Source organism: Ruminococcus turbiniformis (assembly GCF_020687545.1).
Classification (GTDB): domain Bacteria; phylum Bacillota; class Clostridia; order Lachnospirales; family Lachnospiraceae; genus Mediterraneibacter; species Mediterraneibacter turbiniformis.
This window is the reverse complement of sequence record NZ_JAJEQX010000003.1, coordinates 142493-163181: the sequence shown is the minus strand read 5'-3', so window position 1 is coordinate 163181 and position 20689 is coordinate 142493. Positions and strand designations below refer to the sequence as shown.

Sequence of the window (20689 nt, the reverse complement as noted above, 5' to 3'; positions counted from 1 at the left end):
CCCGAGATTATGAAGCCTCAGGATTTCTCGATAATCTACCATGATTATCGCCCTCCTTATAATAGTAGTCACACATTAGGTGTGCCACAATCATTATAAGGAGAACTTTAACGGCTGGTACAGCCAATCGGTAAGATGGTACAGAATTAGCGGCAGGGTGGTACAGTTAAACCGTGCAGTGTGTCACGAGCGACCGTTATTTACATCTATAAACTTACTCCGCTCATTGATTTTGATAATAAGTTTGTCTCATTGGTCAAAGAGGTCAGGGAGCATCGGGCTCAAATGACTGTATGTCCATCCGCAAAAGAAGGAGTAGATGTATCTGCCATTATTACAGAGTTTTGTGATAATTCCTTTTATGAAGAAGATTATCAGTCTATCACCAGTTATTTTACAGAAGACTTTGTGTCTTATGAGGATACCATTAAGAATATGAGAAAAATTATACAGGACATTTCTTTTTAGAAATCAAACAGGTAAAAACATGGATAATAAAGATAAGATTATTCGGGAACAGAGAGAAGAAATCCGTTTATTAAATGAAGAAATTGTCTTTTTATGTGCCATTTAAAGTGCTAAAAGGTAATTTTTAAATGGCATTTTAAATTTCTTGAAAATAACTAAAAAGGTAATTCACTTATTGTGAGGAACAATAACTATGCTGATATTCTGATAGATATTGCTATGATTCTATGATATACTATGTGGAAAAAGAATCCAAGAATGCACAGGACAAAGGCTGTTTCTTTTGTGGGCAGGATAATATCAGAAAAGCAGAAACCGCTCATTTTATTATATATTAGGAGGCAGATAACATGCCATTATTTGACAACAAAAATAGAATCTTACAGATTGAAACACAAAAAGAGGAAATTTTTAAGCTTATGGAAAATCCGTTGATCCGTCAGCCGTTTGTCGAAGATTTTGCTAAGAGGTTTTCCTGGAGTACAAATGCAATCGAGGGAAATACACTGTCGCTGGAAGAAACAATTGCAGTGATCGATTACGATGAAGTAAGATCGAACCATACTTATTCAGAATATACAGACGCAAAAAATGCGCACTATGCAATTCAGAAAATGCTGCTTCCCTTTGCGAAAGCAGTCATTGATGAAGAGTGGATCCGGAAGGCGAATGGCTATATCAGACATATGCAGGGAGAGTATAGAGATACCGCGGTTTATATTGGAAATCTGTCGGAAGCTGTATACTATCCGCCAGATCCGCAGGATATTCCGGGGCTTATGAAAAGCTGGATCAGAGAAACAAATATAGAAGCGGCGGCAGTGAAAGAGATTTTTGAAAAAATTGCAGCCAGTCATGTCCGGTTTGAACGGATCCATCCTTTTGCAGATGGAAACGGAAGAACCGGGAGGATGATCATGAATCAGCAACTGATCAATAACGGGTTGCTGCCTGTCTCAATCCAGCCGACTGGAAAGTACAGAGAAGCATTCAGAAGATATGATAAAAGAGAAGATCTTTCAGAAATGGTCTATGTTTTGTTGAGAAGCGAACTGGAATCTTTTGACAGAGTCCGCAGCCTGGCTTTGAAACTTTCCAAAGATCGGGAGAAACAGAAAAGGGAAATGAAACATATTCAAAACAGATAGAATCGATATTCTGTAAAAACAATTGAATAAAGTAATCTGTGAAATATGAGTTACGCGATAGAATAAGAATCGCAGAAAAGTGGGGACGTATCGGAAAGCGGATACGTTCTTTTTCTATGTACAGGAGAGAAGGCCATCCGGACAAAGTGTAACCCAATCGTGGACATTATACTGGATGTGTGTCTGAAAGAAGATGCCACACTTTTGTATCCTGCTAATCCAAGTAAAATCAAGGGCTGTGGGAGACGCCCCCCCCGGTTTAGTATCCGATCTGGCGGGGTATCGCCGCATGGCCGATGAATACCTTTGTGGAGAACAATGATTTTACTGGAAAAACAGTGATTCCGTTCTGTATTTCCTCTTCGTCAGGAATCGGCGATAGCGGTACCCTGCTGGCGGATCTGGCAGGTACCGGGAACTGGCAGGAAGGAATGAGATTCCGGTCAGGTGCTGACGAAGCGGATGTTCAGGACTGGGTGAGCGGACTGGGACTGTAAGATAATATCAAAGCATAAAAGGCATGATTTATGGGAGTCATGCTTTTTGATTTGTAATGAGAATCGTGCCGCAAGACATCACCAAGATATTCTATCAGAACAAGAAACAACAGAATATTTTTAGCATTTTACTTTCCGCGAGAAATAGGATATACTGATAAATAAAAGCAAACCGACAACAGGATGTGCCGATGAAATAAGGGAGGAATTTTATGGCAAATCAACTGATGCCAAATAATCCGTTGGTCCAGGAAATCCGGGAGTTGGTGAAAACCGCAAGAAACAGAGTGGCACAACAGGTCAACACCCAGCTGTTGACAACCTACTGGCAGATTGGTCGTGTGATTGTGGAGTATGAGCAGCAAAGCCGGCTCCGGGCGGAATATGGCAAGCAGACATTGAAAGAGTTGGCAAAGGAGTTGACGCGGGAATTTGGAAAGGGCTTCTCGCGGTCAAATCTCCAAAATATGAGGGCTTTTTATCTGGCGTATGAAAAATGCCAGACGGTGTCTGGCAAATTGTCCTGGTCCCACTACTGCGAACTTTTAAGCATTTCTGACGAGAATAAACGTAGCTTTTACGAAAAGGAAGCCGTCAATTCCAACTGGTCTGTCCGAGAATTGAAACGGCAGATCGAAAGCTCCCTTTATGAGCGCCTACTGCTGTCCAACGGGGACTCTAATAAAGAAAAGGTCCTTGCTCTGGCGCAGAAAGGGATCGAGATCAACCAGCCATCTGATATTATCCGTGATCCGTATGTGTTTGAATTTTTGGGCGTGCCGGAAAACAAGCCTATGCTGGAGAGCGACTTGGAGAAGGCCCTGGTGGCACAGATCGAAAAGTTCCTGCTGGAGCTGGGGCGCGGTTTTATGTTTGTTGGGACACAGCAGCGGGTTACATTGAACAATATCCACTATTATGTGGACATGGTGTTCTATAACAAAATCCTGCGGGCGTATGTTTTGATTGAACTGAAAACCACCAAACTGACACCAGAAGCAGCAGGACAGCTCAATATGTATCTGAACTACTATGCCGCTGAAGTCAACGACCCGGATGACAACCCGCCTATCGGTATCATCCTCTGCACCGAGAAAGACAGCGTGGCGGCGGAATATGCGTTGGGCGGTCTTTCCAACAATATTTTTGCGTCTCGCTATGTACTTTATATGCCAGACAAGGAGCAACTGATCGCGCAGGTGGAAGCTGTCTTGAAAAACTGGCATGAGAAAAATGATAGTTACGGCCATGAATGAGAAAGAACTGATTGGGAAAGTTCATGCGTCGGTCTGGCACCAATGTCAGCGGCGAGGTTACGCAACCCCGGTAGATGTGTTGATGGAGATTGGCGTCCTGCCAAATCATAAATATGAGGACTGGCGTTTCGGGCGTGTGGACTACCTGGAACGGGTCTGTACGGTGAATCTGCGCAAGCTCTCTTTTATCATGAACCAGATGCGGGTTTACGCCAAAAACACTGGATTGAAGCCATCTTTCTGTTATTACAAACGATGGGGCGTGAAAAAGAAAAACGGACAGAGGCATAACCCGGTGATCCCACTTCGGTTCAGTAAAAGCGGAGACCCGGAGATTGAGAGGCGGTACGCCACGCACTTTGTAGACACAAAGCAGGTGGAACGCTTGAAGGAACGGCAAAATACGGAAAAGCCAGATTAGTAAGGACAGCTGCTGTGGCTGTCCTTATTTTTGTACAGGCGACGAGCCAAAGCCCGGGCTTGCCCGAGGCCTTGGCGACCGCTTACAATCCCGGAACGTGCCGCCAGGCACTTCCGGTGATTCTCTGGAGACAACAACGGCTGCCAGTGCCATATAGGCAGCAAGTGTCCACAGAATCCTTCCATAGCCTTATCATTTCGTTTATCAGCCCATGAATTACCGATAAAGATGCCGAGTGAGCAAAGAAGAACAGTCGTAATACCGACCATAAACCCGCCATAAAGTAAAGAGCGCTTCCGCCACCCCGCAGTCCAACAGTGCTTTGATCTGCCGGTCCAGATGTTGGTCACGAGAGGAGACCCGGGCATAACCATAAGTCTTTTTCAATAAACGCATGCCGTACATTGCCGTTATGAATCGTACCAATGAGAAAGTAGGCGCCTGTTTGGAGGGGGGTACAATACGGTCATTGTAAAAGAAATTGAGGACAGACAGGCAAGGAAGGAAAGCGATCCTTCCAAGAGGAAAATTACAGATATTGTGCTGCTAAAAACGATTGCAAAGATCCTGCAGAACGTTTTGACATTGTCGGGAAACAGCTTTTAAAAGCAAACCGAAAAATGTATCTTGAAAACCTTGTTTATTTTGAACTTTTGCGTCGGGGATATAAGGTGACGAGTGGCAAAGTCGGAAACACAGAGGTGGATTTTGTTGTAGAGAAGCAGAGGGTATATCAGTATTTTCAGGTTACAGCTGATTGCTGCGGCAAAGGCAGTCTATTGTAATGAATTTGTCCGTGAAATGCCGGACGGCTATCAGATAAATGCACCGATCATTTTGCTTGACGAGGCGACTGTTTCCCCAGATCCGGAAAATGCGGTTTTTAATTGCCTTGCCCATTGTGTTTTTCCTCAAAAAGCGCTATATTTTAGTTAGACACAACTAATCAGAGAAAGAGGAAATTAAAATGAAACAAAAGCGGGGATCGGAAAACAATCTGCAAAGGGGAGGTGTTTACCCTTGACAAAGAAAAAATTGACCGTGACAGCCGGATTGCTGCTGTTATGCGCCGGTGCGGCCGCAGGGATCTTCTGTTTTGCAGGATCTAAAAATGCATATCCTGCTCAGACTTTTTATGCAACGGTTTCGAAAATAGAGGGGAATAATCTTACTGTGCAGGGAATGGATGAAAACGACGTGAATTACAGGGGAGCTTACTGGTTCCCGGTTTCGGAAGAAACAGAGATAACGTGGCGTAATAAGGATATTTCCATAGAGGATCTGGATGTAGGGGATAATATATCGGTTTCTTTTACAGGAGAAATATTTGAGACCTATCCGGCTAAGATCAGACAGGTTGAGGCCATCCGGCTGTTGGAGGATGAACTGTAGATAATTCCCTTAGAAATATGTTTTGAAGGAGCATGAACATGAAAAACACCATCTGCGAAAAACTGATGTGGTCAGCGATGACGCCTTCTATTTTCAAATATATCGCAGCCCATTGCAGAAATTCGGATGTTTCTGAGGTAAAGAAGAAATCACGTAAAAAGCTTAAAGATATGCTGTCGAGGACGCCCGACATAGGCGGTTTTACGAAAAACCCTCTGCGGATCTGTCTTACCGGAGGGATTATCTGGCTATCAGTTTATGAGGCAATGGATGGGGCGATGAGTCACGAGCAGTTCGGGGAAATGGTGACAGCCACGATGCAGGCGTCGCTCATTAAAAAAGCTTTCGGGAGTAAAAATCCATTTGATATGGAATATCAAAAAAAGAAAGTCAAGAAGGACAGAATTGCAAATGCCATATCCGACAGCGAATTCAACTGGATGACGGAGACGATTCCCGGAAGGGATGCAGACGAATACACCATCAACTATCACAGGTGCGGCCTGTGTGCGCTTGGAAAACAGGAGCATTTGGAAGAACTGATACCCTATATGTGTGCCATGGATTTTATTTCTGCTGATCTCATGGGCGGCGTGTTATACAGGACAGGTACACTTGCAGAGGGCGCAGAAAAGTGTGATTTCTATGTTTGCAAAAAGGACTCTAAATGGGATAAAGAAAGAAAATACGGACAGCAATCCAAGCTGCAAAAACAGGGAGAGTTGGGAAAGTGGAATATGTGACGGTTGCACAGGAGGGCTTCTATGGACTTTATCATGTCCCTGTTAAGGATCATGATCCCAAAAAGGTCGTCATCGTAGTAGGCGGCAGCGAAGGGAATGAAAATATCCCGATGAATGTGGGTGCTATGTTTGCCAGGTGCGGCATCGCCGCGTTAGGTATTTGTTACTGGAACGTAGACGGGCTGCCGAAAGAACTGGTTCGGGTGCCTGTCGATCCATTTGAAAAAGCGATCCTGTGGCTGAAAAACAAAGGATATGAAAAGATTATCATGTATGGCATTTCAAAAGGCGCTGAACTGGTATTGCTTTGCGCTTCTCTTATGCCGGATATCTGCGGCGTTGTTGCCCTCTCCCCGATCCACTGTATATGGGGAGGTATGCACGGGAATAAAAGCATGGCGTTGAAAACTTTTTCATCTGCCTCCGAATTCACATACAGGGGAAAAGATTTTCCGTGTATGACAGCTCATCTGAAATATGGACCGGCAATCCGTAACCTGATCCTTCATCAGCAGTTCGAGTTATCCTACATCTACGAAGAACCGCTGAAACATTTCAATGAGGATACAGCCATCCCAGTGGAGAACATCCGGGGAAACATTTTATTCATTTACGCAAAGGAAGATCTCATGTGGCCCAGCAAAGAGGCGGTTGCGTATATAGTAGAGCGCCTGGAAAAGCATGGGTTCGCTTTCAGGGTGGATGTCCTGGAATATGAAAAGGCAAGCCACATTCTTGTCCCTTTAAACCCGCCTAAGCTGAAAATGTTTAAAATTGAGAGACAATATCCGGAAGACTGCCGCCGCAGCCGCGAAGACGCTTTTCGTAAAACGGTAAAATGGATATCGGAAATATGAGATACAGAAGGCTCCAGAAGGAGCCTTCCTGAGCTTTTACGGATAGATTTTTGACAGATTCTCAGATTCTCCTGCTACAGCTTCCACCCCGCAGCTTCTTTCCTGACTTCCAGGAAATCCCGGTAGATCCCGGGCATATCCTTAAGCTCTTCGTGAGTTCCTTTCTGCGCGATTCGACCCCCGTCCAGTACGAGGATCTGGTCTGCTTTCTGTACGGTCTTGAGCCGGTGGGCGATCATCAGGATCGTCTTGTCGCGCATCAGTTCCTCCATGGCTTTCTGGAGTTTATCCTCATTCTCCGGGTCAACGTTTGCCGTCGCCTCGTCGAAGATAATGATGGGCGCGTTTTTCAGCATAGCCCGCGCGATGGAGATGCGCTGTTTCTCACCGCCGGACAGTGTGGCGCCGCCTTCCCCGATCACCGTGTCATAGCCGTCCGGAAGAGCGGAGATAAAATCATGGCAGCAGGCTTTTTTTGCCGCGGCGACAACCTGCTCGTGGGTGGCGTCAGGTTTCCCGAATTTGATGTTATTCTCAATCGTGTCTGCGAAGAGATATACGTTCTGGAATACCATGCTGATCTGATCCATAAGGGATTCCAGCGTATATTCCCGGATATCCGTTCCGCCGATACGGATGGAGCCGCTGTCCACATCCCAGAACCGGGCGATCAGACTGCACAGGGTGGTCTTTCCGGAACCGCTGGGCCCTATGATGGCAGTGGTGGTGCGGTCCGGTATCGTCACGTTCACATTTTTCAGAATCGGTCTCCTGTCATAAGAAAAGTCTATATGATCGAAAGAAATATCATGCTTTTTGGGATATATGGTTCTTCCCGTGCTGTCCATTTCCGGGATCTCATCGATTTGATCCGCATGGTCGATGGAACTTCCGACGACACGCAGCAGGGATACCGCGCTTCCTGTTGACTGGATCTGTGAGAATACTAAAAAGGAGATGACAACGGTCATCAGCGCATCGGAAAGCGTCATGTTCCCGTTCAGGCAGAAAATGATCCCGGCTCCCATGATCAGCACGGAAAACAGATGCAGGCTTAATTCCTGGGCTACCATATAAGGGGTGAAGAGGCGTTCAATATCGAGATTGCTCTTCCGGTTATATTCCAGCGCTTCCCTGACTCGGCGGTCGCCTTTTCCGGTCAGGTTAAAGGATTTGATCACGCTCATCCCCTGGATCTGTTCCAGGACGGCGTCTACAAGCTGCGCTTCGGACTCCTGACGGCGGGGAGTCACTGAGGCGGATTTCTTCTCCATTACAGAAGTGATGAACAGGTAGAGTACAGTGCCCGCAAGGGCGAGAAGTCCGATGCGCCAGTCGAAGCCGAACACGCAGAGGAGAAACACGATGGAATTGATGAAACCGCTCAGGATGTTGACCAGTACAACCGGACCGTTGCTTTCTACTACGTCAAGCACGGTCGTGGAGATCCCGGTGATCTCACCGAGGCTCTTCGCATTGAAATATCCCATAGGGATCCGTTTCAGCTTATCACCGATCTCGATTCTCTTATTTGCGACCATGAAGTACCCTGCATGAGTCTGTTGAAGCTGGGTAAAGCGGTTGATGATGGCACGCCCGGCTATGCTTACGACCAGTAAGAGCAGAGCGGTCCATGCTGCATGGTATGTTTTGTTTCCGCTGGTGAGAGCAAGTATGACAAAGTAGATCGCTCCTACCTGGAACATATGAAATACTGCATAGAAGAAGCCCCAGAAGATAGATTTTTTGATGTTTTTCTGTTCCTCTCCTGCAAACTGATATAGTTTTTTCAATACTGAGATCATGCTGCGTCACCGTCCTTTGCTCCTATATGTGCCTGCCACATTTCGTGGTACATCGCACTTTTCTTTAAGAGTTCCTCATGTGTGCCGGATGCGGAGATCCGCCCGTCTGCCACGACAAAGATCCGGTCTGCGTCCGTGATGGTGGAGAGGCGGTGGGCAATGACGATCACGGTCTTTCCTTTTACCAGTTTTGCCACAGCTTTCTGGACGACTGCCTCATTTTCGGGATCGATATATGCGGTGGCCTCATCCAGGATCACGATAGGCGCGTCTTTTAACATGGCCCGCGCGATGGCGATCCTCTGGCGTTCCCCGCCGGAGAGATGAGTGCCTCCTCCGCCCACCACGGTATCATAGCCGTTCTCCAGTTTCCGTATGAAGGAATCACAGCCGGCTGCTTTTGCGGCGGCTTCTACTTCGGCGTCGCCTGCCCCGGGTTTCCCCATACGGATGTTTTCCCTTACCGATTCATTAAACAGATAGTTGTCCTGGGAGACGAACGCAGTCTGCTCATAAAGCTGCCGGAGAGGGATATCCTTCAGGTCATGTCCGCCCAGCATGATCCTGCCTTTTTTCATATCCCAGAACCCTGCGATCAGCTTTGCGATTGTCGATTTTCCGCTTCCGGACGGACCGACAAACGCGGTCATCGTTCCGGATGGGATGGACAGGGAAACGTCATGCAGGATCTCCTGATCTGCGTGATAGCCGAAGGACACATGATCCAGCCGGATATCCTTAGAGCTGAAAGATACCGGCGTCAGGCCGTGCTGCTGTTCTTCGCTGCTTAAGATGGAGTCAACTTCACCTACGATGGTCCCGACCTTTGCCAGGCTGTCTACGAAATCCATGGCGGCAAGCAGGGGGCCGGCAATGCCGAGGGAGAGGATGATAACAGTAAGAAATGTCTCGATATCCAGAGAACCGCCCAGATACATGATCCAGCCTGCGGGAAGAATGGTGATCAGTGTTGTGGGCGCCAGTGTCCGTGAAATGGACACCGGGAGCTGGCAGCTCTTCATCCAGTGATAGAAGTAGGATGCGTTCGCAAGGACACGCTGGGAAAATTTCGCGTAGGAATTTTTTCCCTGATTGAATGCCTTGATCACCTCAATACCGCCGATATATTCTACGATCGTGGAGTTCATCGCCTGCGTAACCCTGACAGATCCTTCATATTGTTTTCCGTAATTTGCCATGACTGCCATCATAAACGCCATGCCGACAGGAATGGAGACAAGAGAGAGCAGCGCCATCCGCCAGTCAAGGACAAACAGATAGATTAAAATGCACACAGGAGCCAGTATATTCGACGTCATCTCCGGCAGAAGATGTGCAAGAGGACGCTCCATACTTTCGACCTGATCCACGATGATCTGCTTCATCTGCCCGCTTGGGGTGTCCATGACAGTTCCCAACGGAAGCTTCGGAAGTTTGGCAAGGATACGTTCCCGGATATTTTTCAAAATAGCAAAAGTCGCTTTGTGTGACATGGAGAGCGCGAGCGCGTAAAGTACCGCCCGCAGGATGTAGCCTCCCAGCGCCAGACAGCACCAGAACAGATAAAATGAAGTGTCCTGTTCAGAATGAACAAGGCCTATGATGATCTGTGCTGCCGCGAAATACGGCAGTATCCCGCATAAAACGCCGGCGGACGCGGAAAGGACCGCGCGTATCAGCCCGCCGTGATATTGTTCCCCAAGCTCCCACAGCCGGAGCATAGGACTTTTTGCCTGCATAAGAATTCCTCCTTTTTGGGTTAGAAAGTACTAACCATATGTTTTATAAAAAGACCGCCGCCTGCGGTACCGGACAGGAAACGGCCTGATTACCGGTGCTTACTGCCTGCACTGTACTCAGAAACCGGCAGTGCTCCCAGTTTCAGCGGGACACGGAACTTCCCGCTCCGGGTTGAAGATGGTGGTAAATCCCTGCATGTGATAGTTGTTGAGGAGACGGATATATTTCACCGCATCCGTCTTGTTCATCCGGTGCCGCACGACTTCGAACATACCGTTGAAATAGGCGGTCGTGACGATATGGATAAACTCTTCGGTGATCAGTCCGGATTTCACGCTTTCACAGCCGATGACTTCCATGTATTTATAAGTGTATTCCACCTCGATATCTACCAGCTTATCCAGAAAAGCAGAAAAGCGGGTGCCCTGTGCGCAGTCCAGAAGAAGGCAGAACTCATCGAAATGATCGTAGATAAAATCCAGCATAGCGATTTGATGACTGGATGTATATTGTCCCATTTCTGCACGCTGCGTATTTTCATTCAGATTATGGAAATCCTTCTGTATCCCTAAAAACATCTCCGTGAGTTGATTTGCGGCAGGAGCAACGATCGCCTCAAAAAGCCCTTCCTTATCGCCGAAGCGGGTATAGATGGAACCGGTGCTTGTGCCGGCCTCCTGCGCGATGACCCGCAGGGAAGCGTCTTTGTAGCCTTTCTCTAAAAATTCCTTTTTTGCGCAGGAAAGTATTGCTTCGTATACGCCTTCGATCTGTTTTGCCATAGCGGTGTCATTTCCTTTCGATTAATTCATAACACTGTTTTAAAACACTGTTATAATTATAAATAATTTCAGGATATGTGTCAATAGCCTGTTATTGAGAATTTTATGATCTGAATCATTTTCCGACGTTCATAAGCCCGGGCTTGCCCGAAGCCTGGGCGGCTGCAGCCAGAGAAAGGTTACAGGAGTTGCAGGTTTTCAGTACTCTGTAGTAGAATGGGAGGCAAAGAAAACTAAAACCGGGGAGGCTGTGCAATGTACCATATACTGATTGTGGAGGATGACCGTGGATTAAATCAGGGGATCGCTCTTGCCCTGAACCGTGACGATATAAAGTTCACACAGGCATATACAAGGGAGGAGGCGGAAAAGCTGTGGAGATCGGACCCGGCGGATATGATCCTTCTGGATGTAAACCTGCCGGACGGAAGCGGTTACGGCTTTCTGAAGAACATACGGCGAAGCTCCCAGGTGCCTGTACTGCTGATTACGGCCAACGATCTGGAAAGCGATGAGATTACAGGATTTTCCTTCGGGGCAGACGACTATATCACAAAGCCTTTCGGTCTGATGGCACTTCGCGCCAGAGTGGAGCGGATGCGGGAGAGAACCGGGCCGAGGGGGAGAGAGAACGGGGATGATGTCCGGAAATCTGAATACGCGGATGAAAGATAACGTTTCCTTTTTGATGAGATGAAGTTTTATGTGGACGGGGAGGAAGCCAGCTTAAGCAGAACGGAGCAGAAGCTGCTGCGATGTCTTGTGCGCCACCCGGGGCAGACTTTGAAACGGGAACAGCTCATGGACAGTGTGTGGTCCTGCGATGCTCAGTTTGTGGAGGAAAATGCGCTGAGTGTGGCAGTGAACCGGCTGCGGAGAAAGCTGGAAGGAAAAAAAGGCGAAAGTCCGCTGGAGACAGTGTATGGGCTGGGATATGTCTGGAACAGGAGATGAAACAATGAAAATACAGATCGGAGCAGGACATACACTAAAACGGCTGGATGAGATGCTGGCGACCGCCATTGACGGGACTTTTGAGGAATCACGTTACGATGAGACAGAACTGTCCCGGCTTGAAACCGGCATTCTGGAAGTTATGCCGGAGGAGGGGAGCCTGACTCCCCTGATTGAAGAGGTGATGGAATCTGTAAAAGGAAAAGCAGCGGAAAAAGGGATAGTCCTTTCTTCATGTGTGGACAGTGAGATCATCTGCGTGTTTGACAGAAAGTGGACGGCGGAGGCGCTCAATAATGTTGCGGACAATGCCGTGAAGTATTCCAGGCAGGGAGGACATGTTGAGATCCGGGCAAAAAAATATGAATTCTACGCCTGTATTGAGGTGGAGGATGAAGGAATCGGCATTCCGGAGGAGGAACGTGCCAGAATCTTCGGCAGATTTTACAGGGGAAAGCAGGTGCAGCAGGAAGAAGGTGTCGGAGTCGGACTGTATCTGCCTTGCCGCTGAGTATAGCGTCAGAATTTCGTAAATCAAATATTTCACAGATCAAATGCCTGTCTTCATTCTTTCACTTTTGAAAGATTTGAGAAAGAATCTGGAAAGAATGATATTATAGAATAATCCTGTGGAAATAAAGTTCCGGGGAGGATTCAGCGGAATCCCGCCGGAACGGACATTAAGGAGGAGACAGGCATGAGCATACTCAGAACAAGCCCTTCTTCCGCCCGGATCTGATTGTGACGGATACGATCTACTCCCCGAGAGAGACGGCGCTTCTTAAGATGGCGAAAGAGGCGGGATGCAAGACAATGAACGGACTCGGAATGATGCTTTTCCAGGGGGACGCCGCGTTCTATCTCTGGACAGGCCAGCATATGCCGATCGACCACATGAAAGAAGTGCTTGACATCAAATACGATTAAAATACAATGAATCTGTGAGAATGGAATGAGGAAAAAACAATGAATAAAAAATATCTGCCAAGTGCACAGATTCTTTATTTAAACTATTTTATCCACGGTATCGGATGCTCCATCTTAAGCCAGCAGCTTGTGAAAGAGAGCCTGGCAGGGCAGTGGGGCATGGACAGCGTCATGGGAGTTACGGCTGTGGCGGCGGCTCTGGGTCTGGGACGGCTGATCTCCCTGCCCTTTGCGGGTCCTCTTTCCGATAAATTCGGAAGAAAGATCTCCGTAGTGATCGGCTGCGCGTCCTATGTGATTTTCTTTGTCGGAATCGCGTTCTCTCCGAACATGACGATCGCCTATGTGGCTGCGGTTCTCGGGGGTATCGCAAACTCCTTCCTTGATACGGCGACGTATCGTATCCGGCAGTCGCGGAAATTATTTACAAATACACGGGAATCGCTACAATGGGAATCAAGCTGTCTATCTCTGTGGCACAGCTTTTGCTCCCGTTCTTCCTCGGCCTCTGTGTGGGAACGTCGATGTCATTTCTGACGCTTCCGCTTGTGTGCGGCGTAGCGATCGCGGTGCTCGGAGTGCTTGCCATCTTTGCGCCCATGCCGAAGATTGAAGGCGTGGGAAAAGGGGAATCCTTTATCAGCAACCTGAAGAATGCGCATTTCTCAGTTGAGAGTATCGCTCTGATCCTGATCGGATTTACATGTACTGCCACGTTCCAGCTCTGGCTGAACTGCGCGCAGACATTCGGGACAGACGTGGCGGGAATCGCATCCGGGGATGTGGGAATGATGCAGACCTATTACTCTGCGGGAACGCTGGTTGCGCTGTTTGTCACAAGTGTCCTGATTACAAAGTTTAAGCAGGTGCGCTTCCTTGTGATCTACCCGGTGATCTCCCTTGTGATGCTTGTACTTGTGTATATGATCAAATCACCGGCGGTCTGCTACGTGGGAGCGTTTGTTATCGGATATTCAGGAGCAGGCGGAGTGCTTCAGATGGTGACGGCGGTTGCCAACGATCTGTTCCCGAAGATCAAGGGAACGCTCACAAGCCTCGTCATGATCGCGTCAAGCCTTTGCAACTACACGATTCTGACGGCGGCGTCAAATATGAGCGCTTCCGGCGTTATCGTGATGAACATCGTGATTACCGCAATCGGTGTGCTGCTTGCAGTCTTTGTAAATGTGAAGTACGGCGTGCTTCTTAAAAACGCCGGTATGTCAGAAGAATAAAGTACAGGAGGTAACGGATATGAACCCGGTAAAAGTAAGAAATATAGAGATCGGTACAGGGATTCCGAAGATCTGTGTCCCGATCGTGGGAGAGACGAGGGAAGAGATCTTAAAAGCGGTGGAGACGATCAAAACGACCGCGGCTGACGTTGTAGAGTGGAGAGTGGACTGGTACGAGGACATCTTCGATTTTGAGAAGACGAAAGAGACGATGGAATCATTAAGAGCGGTTCTCGGCGACATGCCGATACTTTTCACCTTCCGCACTTCAAACGAGGGCGGCGAGAAGGCCATCGACGCGGACGCTTATGTGGAGCTCAACAAAAACGCTGCCAAAACCGGACTGATCGACCTGGTTGACGTGGAAGTGTTTACCGGGGACGACGCGGTGAAAGCTGTTGTGGAAACTGCGCATCAGTGCGGCGTGAAAGTCGTTGCCTCCAACCATGATTTTCATAAGACGCCTGCGAAGGAGGAAATCGTATCCCGCCTTAGAAAGATGCAGGAGCTGGGGGCGGACATTCCGAAGATCGCAGTGATGCCGCAGAGCAGAAGAGATGTGCTGACACTGCTTGCAGCTACGGAAGAGATGGCTTCGGACTATGCGGACCGGCCGATCATCACGATGTCCATGTCCGGGACAGGCGTGATCAGCCGCCTCTGCGGGGAGGCGTTCGGCTCCGCACTCACCTTCGGAGCGGTAGGAAAGGCTTCCGCGCCGGGGCAGATGGGCGCTGAGGATCTTCAGACTGTGCTTGAGCTTCTTCACAAGAGTATGTAACCGGAGAATCTGTATGAAAAAAGTAATAAGCTGGATTGACGGATATCTGGAAGAGGTACTGCTCGTGGCCGCGCTTGCGGCCATGGCAGTGATTATGGGAGTGCAGGTGTTCTGCAGATATGTGCTCGGGGCATCTCTGTCCTGGTCCGAGGAACTGACCCGCTATATTTTTATATGGGCCGGATTTTTAAGCGTAAGCTACTGTACGAAGAAATGCATCTCCATCAAGATCGAGCAGTTTGTCGCGCTGTTTCCGAGGCGCGGCAAAGCTGTGTTTAAAGTAGTGAATCATACGTTTGAGCTGATTCTGTTTCTCTACCTGATCCCGTTCGCGTGGAAATATCTGATGTCAGCGGTAGAGAACGGCCAGACAAGCCCCGCGATGGGAATCTCCATGTACTTTGTACAGGCGGCGCCTCTCGTGGGATTTATACTGACTGCGGTCCGGGTGCTTCAGCGGTGGATCGTGGAGTTTCAGACAGTGAGAGGAAAGGGGGAAGCGTAGAATGTCGGCAGTTGTTCTGTTTATCATCTTTGTCATATGCTTGGTCATTGCGATTCCTGTCTCGATTTCTCTTGGCATTGTCTCTGTGCTTCCGTATGCCTTTCCCTATGCCAGAATCACGGCGCTGGGGTACATATTTTCCATGCTGGGGGCAGCCGGGCTGTTTCTCATCCGTGCCGACGGAAGTCCAAGACTTGCCCTTGTGTGTACGGCGGCCGGCGCTGTCTTAAACGTCTTTCTGGACGCCCTGTTTGTCTACGGATTCGAGTGGGGAATCGAAGGCGCGGCGTGGGCGACTGTCATCGGGCAGGCGGTCAGTGCCGGGATCTTTGTGTGGTATCTGCTTCATTTTAAGTCGTTCCCGCTTTTTTCTGACCCGGCTGCTTTGTCGAAAAAGGCAGAGCGGCAAGAAGTGTCTCCTGTGTCCAAACTGCAGAGTCAGGCAGAAAGCAGAAGCGGGAGGCGAGAGTGTGCTTTCATGCCTGTCCCTGCTCTGACCGGAAGGATCATCGCCCTGGGCGCCGGCCCCATGTTCAACTTCTTAAGCCAGGCGCTTGTGCAGATCCTTATGAACGGCGCACTGAAGACGTACGGCGCACAGAGTATTTACGGAAGCGAGACGACGCTCGCGGTAGCCGGCGTGGCGAATAAGGTGAATACGCTTGCCGTTGCCGTGTTTACCGGCCTTGCGAACGGAATGCAGCCGATCATCAGCTATAATTTCGGGCGGAAGAATTATAAGAGGGTTATCCGGACAGGACAGGCGGTGATCGGGAGCGTGCTGGCAGTTTCCTTCCTGATCTTCCTCTGTTACCAGTTCTTTCCAAGGCAGATCACTGCGTGCTTTGGATCTGGGGATGAGCTGTATTATGAATTCGCGGAGAGATATTTCCGGATTTTTCTTATGCTGATTTTCTTAAACGGCCTGCTTAATTCGGTGGGCGGATTTTTCTCTGCGCAGGGAAAACCGTGGCAGAGCATCGCGCTTTCTTTTACCCGGCAGATCGTTATGCTTCCGCTCCTTCTCTCTATGCTTCCGAGGGTGATGGGGCTTGACGGCGTACTCTGGTCCGGCCCGATCGCCGATCTTGTCATGGCGTGTCTGGCTGGAGTCCTCTTTATCAGACGGATCCGGGAGCTGGAGCAAACAGAAAAATGAAACGGATAAAATATTATCTATGAACGAATTTATTTTTCAAAGAAGAACACCTGTAGAAATAGATCGGCTGATCGCAGAAAGAATCCGGAGAATCCGCAGGAGGAGGAAAATATCGCAGCAGAGACTGAGCGAAAAATCCGGAGTCAGTCTGGGATCTTTGAAACGGTTTGAAAGAAGCGGGGAGATATCGCTTATCTCCCTTACAAAGATAGCGGCGGCACTGGAAATAGAAGGGGAGTTGGAGAGGCTTTTTGAAGAGGTGCCGTTTCAGTCGATTGAGGAGATTGTAAATGAAGAAAATCAAAAGGCTTAACTCGAGACATCTCACCGTATTCCGAATCTGGATTATGATATTCTTATGAAACTGACTATGGAGCTGACGAAGGATTTTTCTGAAGTTGAAAAGCTTTACCGACTGATGTGCTTCAATGTATTTGCGCACAACAGAGATGATCATTCTAAAAACTTCACATTCCTGTATAAGGAAACAGAAAAGAGGTGGGTGCTCTCACCGGCATATGATCTCACTTTCAGCTATTCCATCGGAGGTGAACATGCAACAACCATACACGGCAACGGAAGAAACCCGCAGATGTCAGATGTTTTGAAAGTGGCAGACGAAGCGGGTATTGACAGACGGAAGGCAAAACAGACCGCACGGCAGGTACAGGAGTGTGTGGAGGCATATCTTGGGAAATACCTGAAAAAGGCAGAATAAAAACAGAAAACGGGAAATGATTTGAGTGAATTAATGAAAAATAAATAATAATTAATGATAAACGTTAATTATTTGTTGACAAACGAAAAACATGGTGCTACTCTGTTTATAGAATAAGTTATAGAAGAGAATAAACGGAACAAAACGGAGGTGGCACTATGAGAGACAGAAATGTGATGAGGGAGAGGTGCAGCGAGATCGGCATGGCGTGCCGGGCGCTGTTCTGGGTAAGTATTGTATATATTGCTCTTCTTTTCGTGTGTGAAGTGTGGATGGCGGTGTTCTGCCCGGAGACAGATTTTTCCCTGACTCTGTCGCAGACACCGTCCGGTATGGCGGGAACCGGGGCTTTCACGGGACCGCTTGAAGCCGTTTTCTTCGGATATGAGCCGATGAAGGTGCATTTCAGCAGCGGGATCCTCTCCGTGGCGGCAAAAGAGATTCCTAAAACAGTATTTCTGATGGGATTTGCACAGCGGATTGTGCTTGTTGCGGTTGCGATCGGGATTTTCTGGTGTCTGAGAGTGATCTTCCGAAATATTGATTACGCCGAGTCGCCATTCTGTGAGAAGAACGTCAGGATGATCTTCCGGATCGGCGTTCTGGTCATCGTATACGCCCATGTAAAATGCCTGCTCTTTCCGGTTCTGTATCTGGTCATGGGGGTCGGAGGCGGCAGTGTGACCGTAGTGAATCCGGCGGCAGTCGGACTCGGGGCCCTGATTATGAGTCTGTCCTATATCTTCCAGTACGGGACGGTACTTCAGCGAGAATCCGACGAGACATTGTGAGGTGAGAAGAGATGGCGATCATATTAAGGCTGGACCGGGTGATGGCGGACAGGAAGATTTCTCTAAAGGAGCTGGCGGAGAAGGTAGAAATATCAAATGTCAATCTCTCGAATTTAAAGACCGGGAAGGTGAAGGCGATCCGTTTTTCCACGCTGGATGCTATCTGCAGGGAGCTGAAATGCCAGCCGGGAGATATTCTGGAATATCAGGAGGATATGGGAGAAAAGAATAAGGGTGACGGAGATTGAAAGAAAGCAGCAGCGGCTTACACTTTTGTAAGCTTCTGCTGTTTTTTTATCTCCTGTGATATAATGAGTGCACGGGGCGCGATTCAGATCGTTTTTTATCCGCCCTGCTGTGAGAAAAATACAAGCCCATTTACGGAGGTTTTTATGAACAGACTGTTTTTGCTTGAAGATGACATCGGCCTGATCGACGGGCTTAAATACGCTTTAAAGAAAAATGGATTCGAGATGGAAGTGGCCAGGACAGTAAAGGAGGCGCGCAGGCGGCTGGCAAAAGGCCCGGCTTTTGACCTTCTGCTTCTCGACGTGACGCTTCCGGACGGAACCGGATTTACGGTCTGCGAGGAAGTGCGCGCTTCAGGGGATACGGTGCCGATTATTTTTCTGACGGCGTCGGATGAGGAGACGAGTGTGATCCGGGGACTGGACAGCGGAGCGGACGATTACATCACGAAACCGTTCAAATTAGGAGAACTCTGTTCCCGCATCAGGGCACAGCTTAGAAGAAGCGCCATGGCAAAATCTTCGGATTCGTCTCTTCTTATATCCGGACCGGTGAAAGTTGACCAGCTTGCGGGAAAAGTATATTTAAACGGAGAACTGCTTGAACTGACCGGCGCGGAGTACCGGCTTTTAAGCCTGATGCTCAGACACCCGGGGCAGACGCTGACCCGGGACGCGATCTTTGACGAGCTCTGGGACGGGAACGGAAATTATGTGGACGACAACACACTGTCAGTATATATTCGGAGGCTTCGCGGAAAGATCGAAAGTGATCCGTCGAATCCGGAGTATATTATCACCGTGCGGGGAATGGGATACCGATGGGAGGAGAAGATATGAGATGCCTGTATGACAGACAGAATAAGAGACTTATGATCTTTGCTGCTGTGTTTGGCCTGTCTCTCACCGGAATCCTGCTGTTTATGGCATGGCAGCAGGGAATCCGGGTGAGGGACAGCCTTTTTATGTGGGAGAGAAGAGCCGCGTCTTCCCTTCTGGAGCAGGGCGTGCCGGAGACAGCCGTTGCTCAGGCCTTTGCGAACACGGATGTGACCGCGCAAGGGGAGGGTCTGCTTGTGAAAATGGGACACACAGAAGAGAACATTCCTCTTCTTTTTGAGGAGCCGGGAAGCGCTTTCCTGAGCGCGGCTCTTACGGCGGCTCTTGCGGGAATCCTGCTTACAGTGGTTCTGTGCGCTGTTCTGATCGGGTACATGGAGCGGCGGGAGCGGATGTTTGAGACGGCGGCCGGGATTGTGGGAAAGTATGCGGAAGGGGATTTTTCGGAGCGGATTACGGAGAAAACAGAGGAGAAGACGGCGGGAGTATCTGCGGGAACCGTGCGCCGGTTCTTCCAGTCGGTTGACCGGCTCTCAACGGCTCTTCAGGCAAAGAGTGAGGCAGAGCGGAAGGCAAAAGAGTTTTTAAAGGACACGGTTTCCGACATTTCCCATCAGCTGAAAACGCCTCTTGCTGCACTGAATATGTATATCGAGATTATTTCCGGAGAGCCGGACAACCGGCAGACGGTTCTTGAATTTGCGGATAAATCCGCCCAGTCTCTTGAAAGGATGGAACGGCTGATCTATCTGCTCCTTCGTGTCATGAGACTGGATGCGGGAAGCGTGGTGTTTGAAAAACATCCGGTCAGGATAAAGGAGCTGTCTGTCTCGGCGGCGGAGGATCTTGTGACCCGGGCGGAAAAGGAGGGCAAGGAGATCCTCTTTGACGGAAGTCCGGACATGGAACTTGTCTGCGACGCGGACTGGACAAAGGAGGCGCTTGTCAATCTGATGAAAAACGGACTGGACCACACGGAGAAAGGCGGATGGGTGCGCGTCTCGTGGAGCATGTCTGTGTCGATGGCGCGGGTCTGTGTGGAAGACAACGGAAGCGGAATCGCGCCGGAAGAGATTCATCACATTTTCAAGCGGTTTTACCGGAGCGGAAGCTCGCTTGACACCCAGGGAATCGGTCTGGGGCTGCCTCTTGCAAAATCCATTGTGGAAGGACAGGGGGGAGTCCTGTCGGTTCAGAGCAGCCCGGGCGAGGGGACGGTATTTACAATCGCCTTCCCGCGGCAGACGGAAAGCGGAATTACTGCGCGGCAGACGGAGAGCAGAATTACTGCGCGGCAGCAGAATAGCTGACCCGGGAGCAGGGGAGCGGAATTTTGGTGACAGAACTGTAAGGAAGAATTACGCCGGTATTCACCTGGCTGTAAGGTGAGACTGCTATACTTTTCCGTGAAAGGAAGTGAAA

24 protein-coding genes and 1 pseudogene are annotated in these 20689 nt (G+C 48.9%); 22 read left to right on the top strand and 3 right to left on the bottom strand.

Annotated features, from left to right (window positions below; translation table 11 throughout):
* Positions 1-818: 818 nt before the first annotated feature.
* From LKD70_RS03065 to LKD70_RS03030, 7 genes are all read left to right on the top strand, one after another.
* A complete protein-coding gene (locus LKD70_RS03065; protein WP_227706574.1) occupies positions 819-1616 on the top strand; it encodes a Fic family protein in 798 nt (265 codons plus the stop codon).
* A gap of 269 nt (positions 1617-1885) precedes the next feature.
* The gene (locus LKD70_RS03060; protein WP_227706585.1) at positions 1886-2113 is read left to right on the top strand and encodes a flavodoxin; all 228 of its coding nucleotides are present in this window, start codon (positions 1886-1888) and stop codon (positions 2111-2113) included.
* 212 nt (positions 2114-2325) lie between these two features.
* Positions 2326-3369, top strand: a complete 1044-nt coding sequence (locus tag LKD70_RS03055) for a PDDEXK nuclease domain-containing protein (protein WP_227706573.1) — start codon at positions 2326-2328, stop codon at positions 3367-3369.
* Positions 3338-3790 carry a hypothetical protein gene (locus LKD70_RS03050; RefSeq protein ID WP_456115006.1) on the top strand — a complete coding sequence of 151 codons (453 nt, stop codon included), beginning with the start codon at positions 3338-3340 and terminating at the stop codon, positions 3788-3790. The genes LKD70_RS03055 and LKD70_RS03050 overlap by 32 nt, the downstream gene beginning before the upstream one ends.
* Before the next feature lie 1020 nt (positions 3791-4810).
* The gene (locus LKD70_RS03040) at positions 4811-5182 is read left to right on the top strand and encodes a DUF3221 domain-containing protein (RefSeq protein WP_227706572.1); all 372 of its coding nucleotides are present in this window, start codon (positions 4811-4813) and stop codon (positions 5180-5182) included.
* A 38-nt stretch (positions 5183-5220) separates the two neighbouring features.
* The gene (locus LKD70_RS03035) at positions 5221-5925 is read left to right on the top strand and encodes an L-2-amino-thiazoline-4-carboxylic acid hydrolase (RefSeq protein ID WP_227706571.1); all 705 of its coding nucleotides are present in this window, start codon (positions 5221-5223) and stop codon (positions 5923-5925) included.
* Positions 5913-6782, top strand: a complete 870-nt coding sequence (locus LKD70_RS03030; protein ID WP_227706570.1) for an acyl-CoA thioester hydrolase/BAAT C-terminal domain-containing protein — start codon at positions 5913-5915, stop codon at positions 6780-6782. The genes LKD70_RS03035 and LKD70_RS03030 overlap by 13 nt, the downstream gene beginning before the upstream one ends.
* A gap of 74 nt (positions 6783-6856) precedes the next feature.
* On the opposite strand, the gene LKD70_RS03025 is transcribed toward LKD70_RS03030, so the two are convergent.
* The 3 genes from LKD70_RS03025 to LKD70_RS03015 all read right to left on the bottom strand — a co-directional run bounded on the left by LKD70_RS03025 (position 6857) and on the right by LKD70_RS03015 (position 11109).
* Complete coding sequence (locus LKD70_RS03025) at positions 6857-8587, bottom strand: ABC transporter ATP-binding protein (RefSeq protein WP_227706569.1); 1731 nt, start codon at positions 8585-8587, stop codon at positions 6857-6859.
* On the bottom strand, positions 8584-10326 hold the full coding sequence (locus LKD70_RS03020) for an ABC transporter ATP-binding protein (RefSeq protein ID WP_227706568.1): 1743 nt from the start codon (positions 10324-10326) through the stop codon (positions 8584-8586). The genes LKD70_RS03025 and LKD70_RS03020 overlap by 4 nt, the downstream gene beginning before the upstream one ends.
* A 117-nt stretch (positions 10327-10443) precedes the next feature.
* Positions 10444-11109 (bottom strand): TetR/AcrR family transcriptional regulator, encoded by a 666-nt coding sequence (locus LKD70_RS03015; RefSeq protein WP_227706567.1) that lies wholly within the window; start codon positions 11107-11109, stop codon positions 10444-10446.
* 255 nt (positions 11110-11364) lie between these two features.
* On the opposite strand from LKD70_RS03015, the gene LKD70_RS18595 reads away from it, so the two are divergent.
* The 15 genes and pseudogenes from LKD70_RS18595 to LKD70_RS02945 all read left to right on the top strand — a co-directional run bounded on the left by LKD70_RS18595 (position 11365) and on the right by LKD70_RS02945 (position 20577).
* Entirely contained in the window at positions 11365-11784 is a 420-nt protein-coding gene (locus tag LKD70_RS18595; RefSeq protein WP_320442578.1) for a response regulator transcription factor, read from the top strand.
* A gap of 30 nt (positions 11785-11814) precedes the next feature.
* Complete coding sequence (locus tag LKD70_RS18590) at positions 11815-12063, top strand: winged helix-turn-helix domain-containing protein (RefSeq protein WP_320442577.1); 249 nt, start codon at positions 11815-11817, stop codon at positions 12061-12063.
* 4 nt (positions 12064-12067) lie between these two features.
* Positions 12068-12574 carry a sensor histidine kinase gene (locus LKD70_RS03005; RefSeq protein WP_227706566.1) on the top strand — a complete coding sequence of 169 codons (507 nt, stop codon included), beginning with the start codon at positions 12068-12070 and terminating at the stop codon, positions 12572-12574.
* Between the two features lie 209 nt (positions 12575-12783).
* Positions 12784-12990, top strand: a pseudogene (locus tag LKD70_RS03000) (quinate/shikimate dehydrogenase); the annotation flags it as partial.
* 39 nt (positions 12991-13029) lie between these two features.
* On the top strand, positions 13030-13527 hold the full coding sequence (locus LKD70_RS02995) for an MFS transporter (protein WP_227706565.1): 498 nt from the start codon (positions 13030-13032) through the stop codon (positions 13525-13527).
* Positions 13440-14225, top strand: a complete 786-nt coding sequence (locus tag LKD70_RS02990; RefSeq protein ID WP_227706564.1) for an MFS transporter — start codon at positions 13440-13442, stop codon at positions 14223-14225. The genes LKD70_RS02995 and LKD70_RS02990 overlap by 88 nt, the downstream gene beginning before the upstream one ends.
* A 19-nt stretch (positions 14226-14244) precedes the next feature.
* Complete coding sequence (gene aroD, locus LKD70_RS02985; protein ID WP_227706563.1) at positions 14245-15006, top strand: type I 3-dehydroquinate dehydratase; 762 nt, start codon at positions 14245-14247, stop codon at positions 15004-15006.
* Positions 15007-15019: 13 nt separating this feature from the next.
* On the top strand, positions 15020-15511 hold the full coding sequence (locus LKD70_RS02980) for a TRAP transporter small permease (protein ID WP_227706562.1): 492 nt from the start codon (positions 15020-15022) through the stop codon (positions 15509-15511).
* 1 nt (position 15512) lies between these two features.
* The gene (locus tag LKD70_RS02975) at positions 15513-16670 is read left to right on the top strand and encodes an MATE family efflux transporter (RefSeq protein WP_227706561.1); all 1158 of its coding nucleotides are present in this window, start codon (positions 15513-15515) and stop codon (positions 16668-16670) included.
* 19 nt (positions 16671-16689) lie between these two features.
* Positions 16690-16983 carry a helix-turn-helix domain-containing protein gene (locus LKD70_RS02970; protein ID WP_227706560.1) on the top strand — a complete coding sequence of 98 codons (294 nt, stop codon included), beginning with the start codon at positions 16690-16692 and terminating at the stop codon, positions 16981-16983.
* A gap of 18 nt (positions 16984-17001) precedes the next feature.
* Positions 17002-17388: a HipA domain-containing protein gene (locus LKD70_RS02965; protein ID WP_320442580.1), complete on the top strand. Its 387-nt coding sequence runs from the start codon at positions 17002-17004 to the stop codon at positions 17386-17388.
* 158 nt (positions 17389-17546) lie between these two features.
* Positions 17547-18179 carry a DUF2975 domain-containing protein gene (locus tag LKD70_RS02960; RefSeq protein ID WP_227706558.1) on the top strand — a complete coding sequence of 211 codons (633 nt, stop codon included), beginning with the start codon at positions 17547-17549 and terminating at the stop codon, positions 18177-18179.
* Between the two features lie 11 nt (positions 18180-18190).
* Entirely contained in the window at positions 18191-18427 is a 237-nt protein-coding gene (locus LKD70_RS02955) for a helix-turn-helix domain-containing protein (RefSeq protein ID WP_227706557.1), read from the top strand.
* Positions 18428-18571: 144 nt separating this feature from the next.
* Positions 18572-19267, top strand: coding sequence for a response regulator transcription factor (locus LKD70_RS02950; RefSeq protein ID WP_227706556.1), 696 nt, complete (start codon positions 18572-18574; stop codon positions 19265-19267).
* Complete coding sequence (locus tag LKD70_RS02945; protein ID WP_227706555.1) at positions 19264-20577, top strand: sensor histidine kinase; 1314 nt, start codon at positions 19264-19266, stop codon at positions 20575-20577. The genes LKD70_RS02950 and LKD70_RS02945 overlap by 4 nt, the downstream gene beginning before the upstream one ends.
* Positions 20578-20689 lie beyond the last annotated feature (112 nt).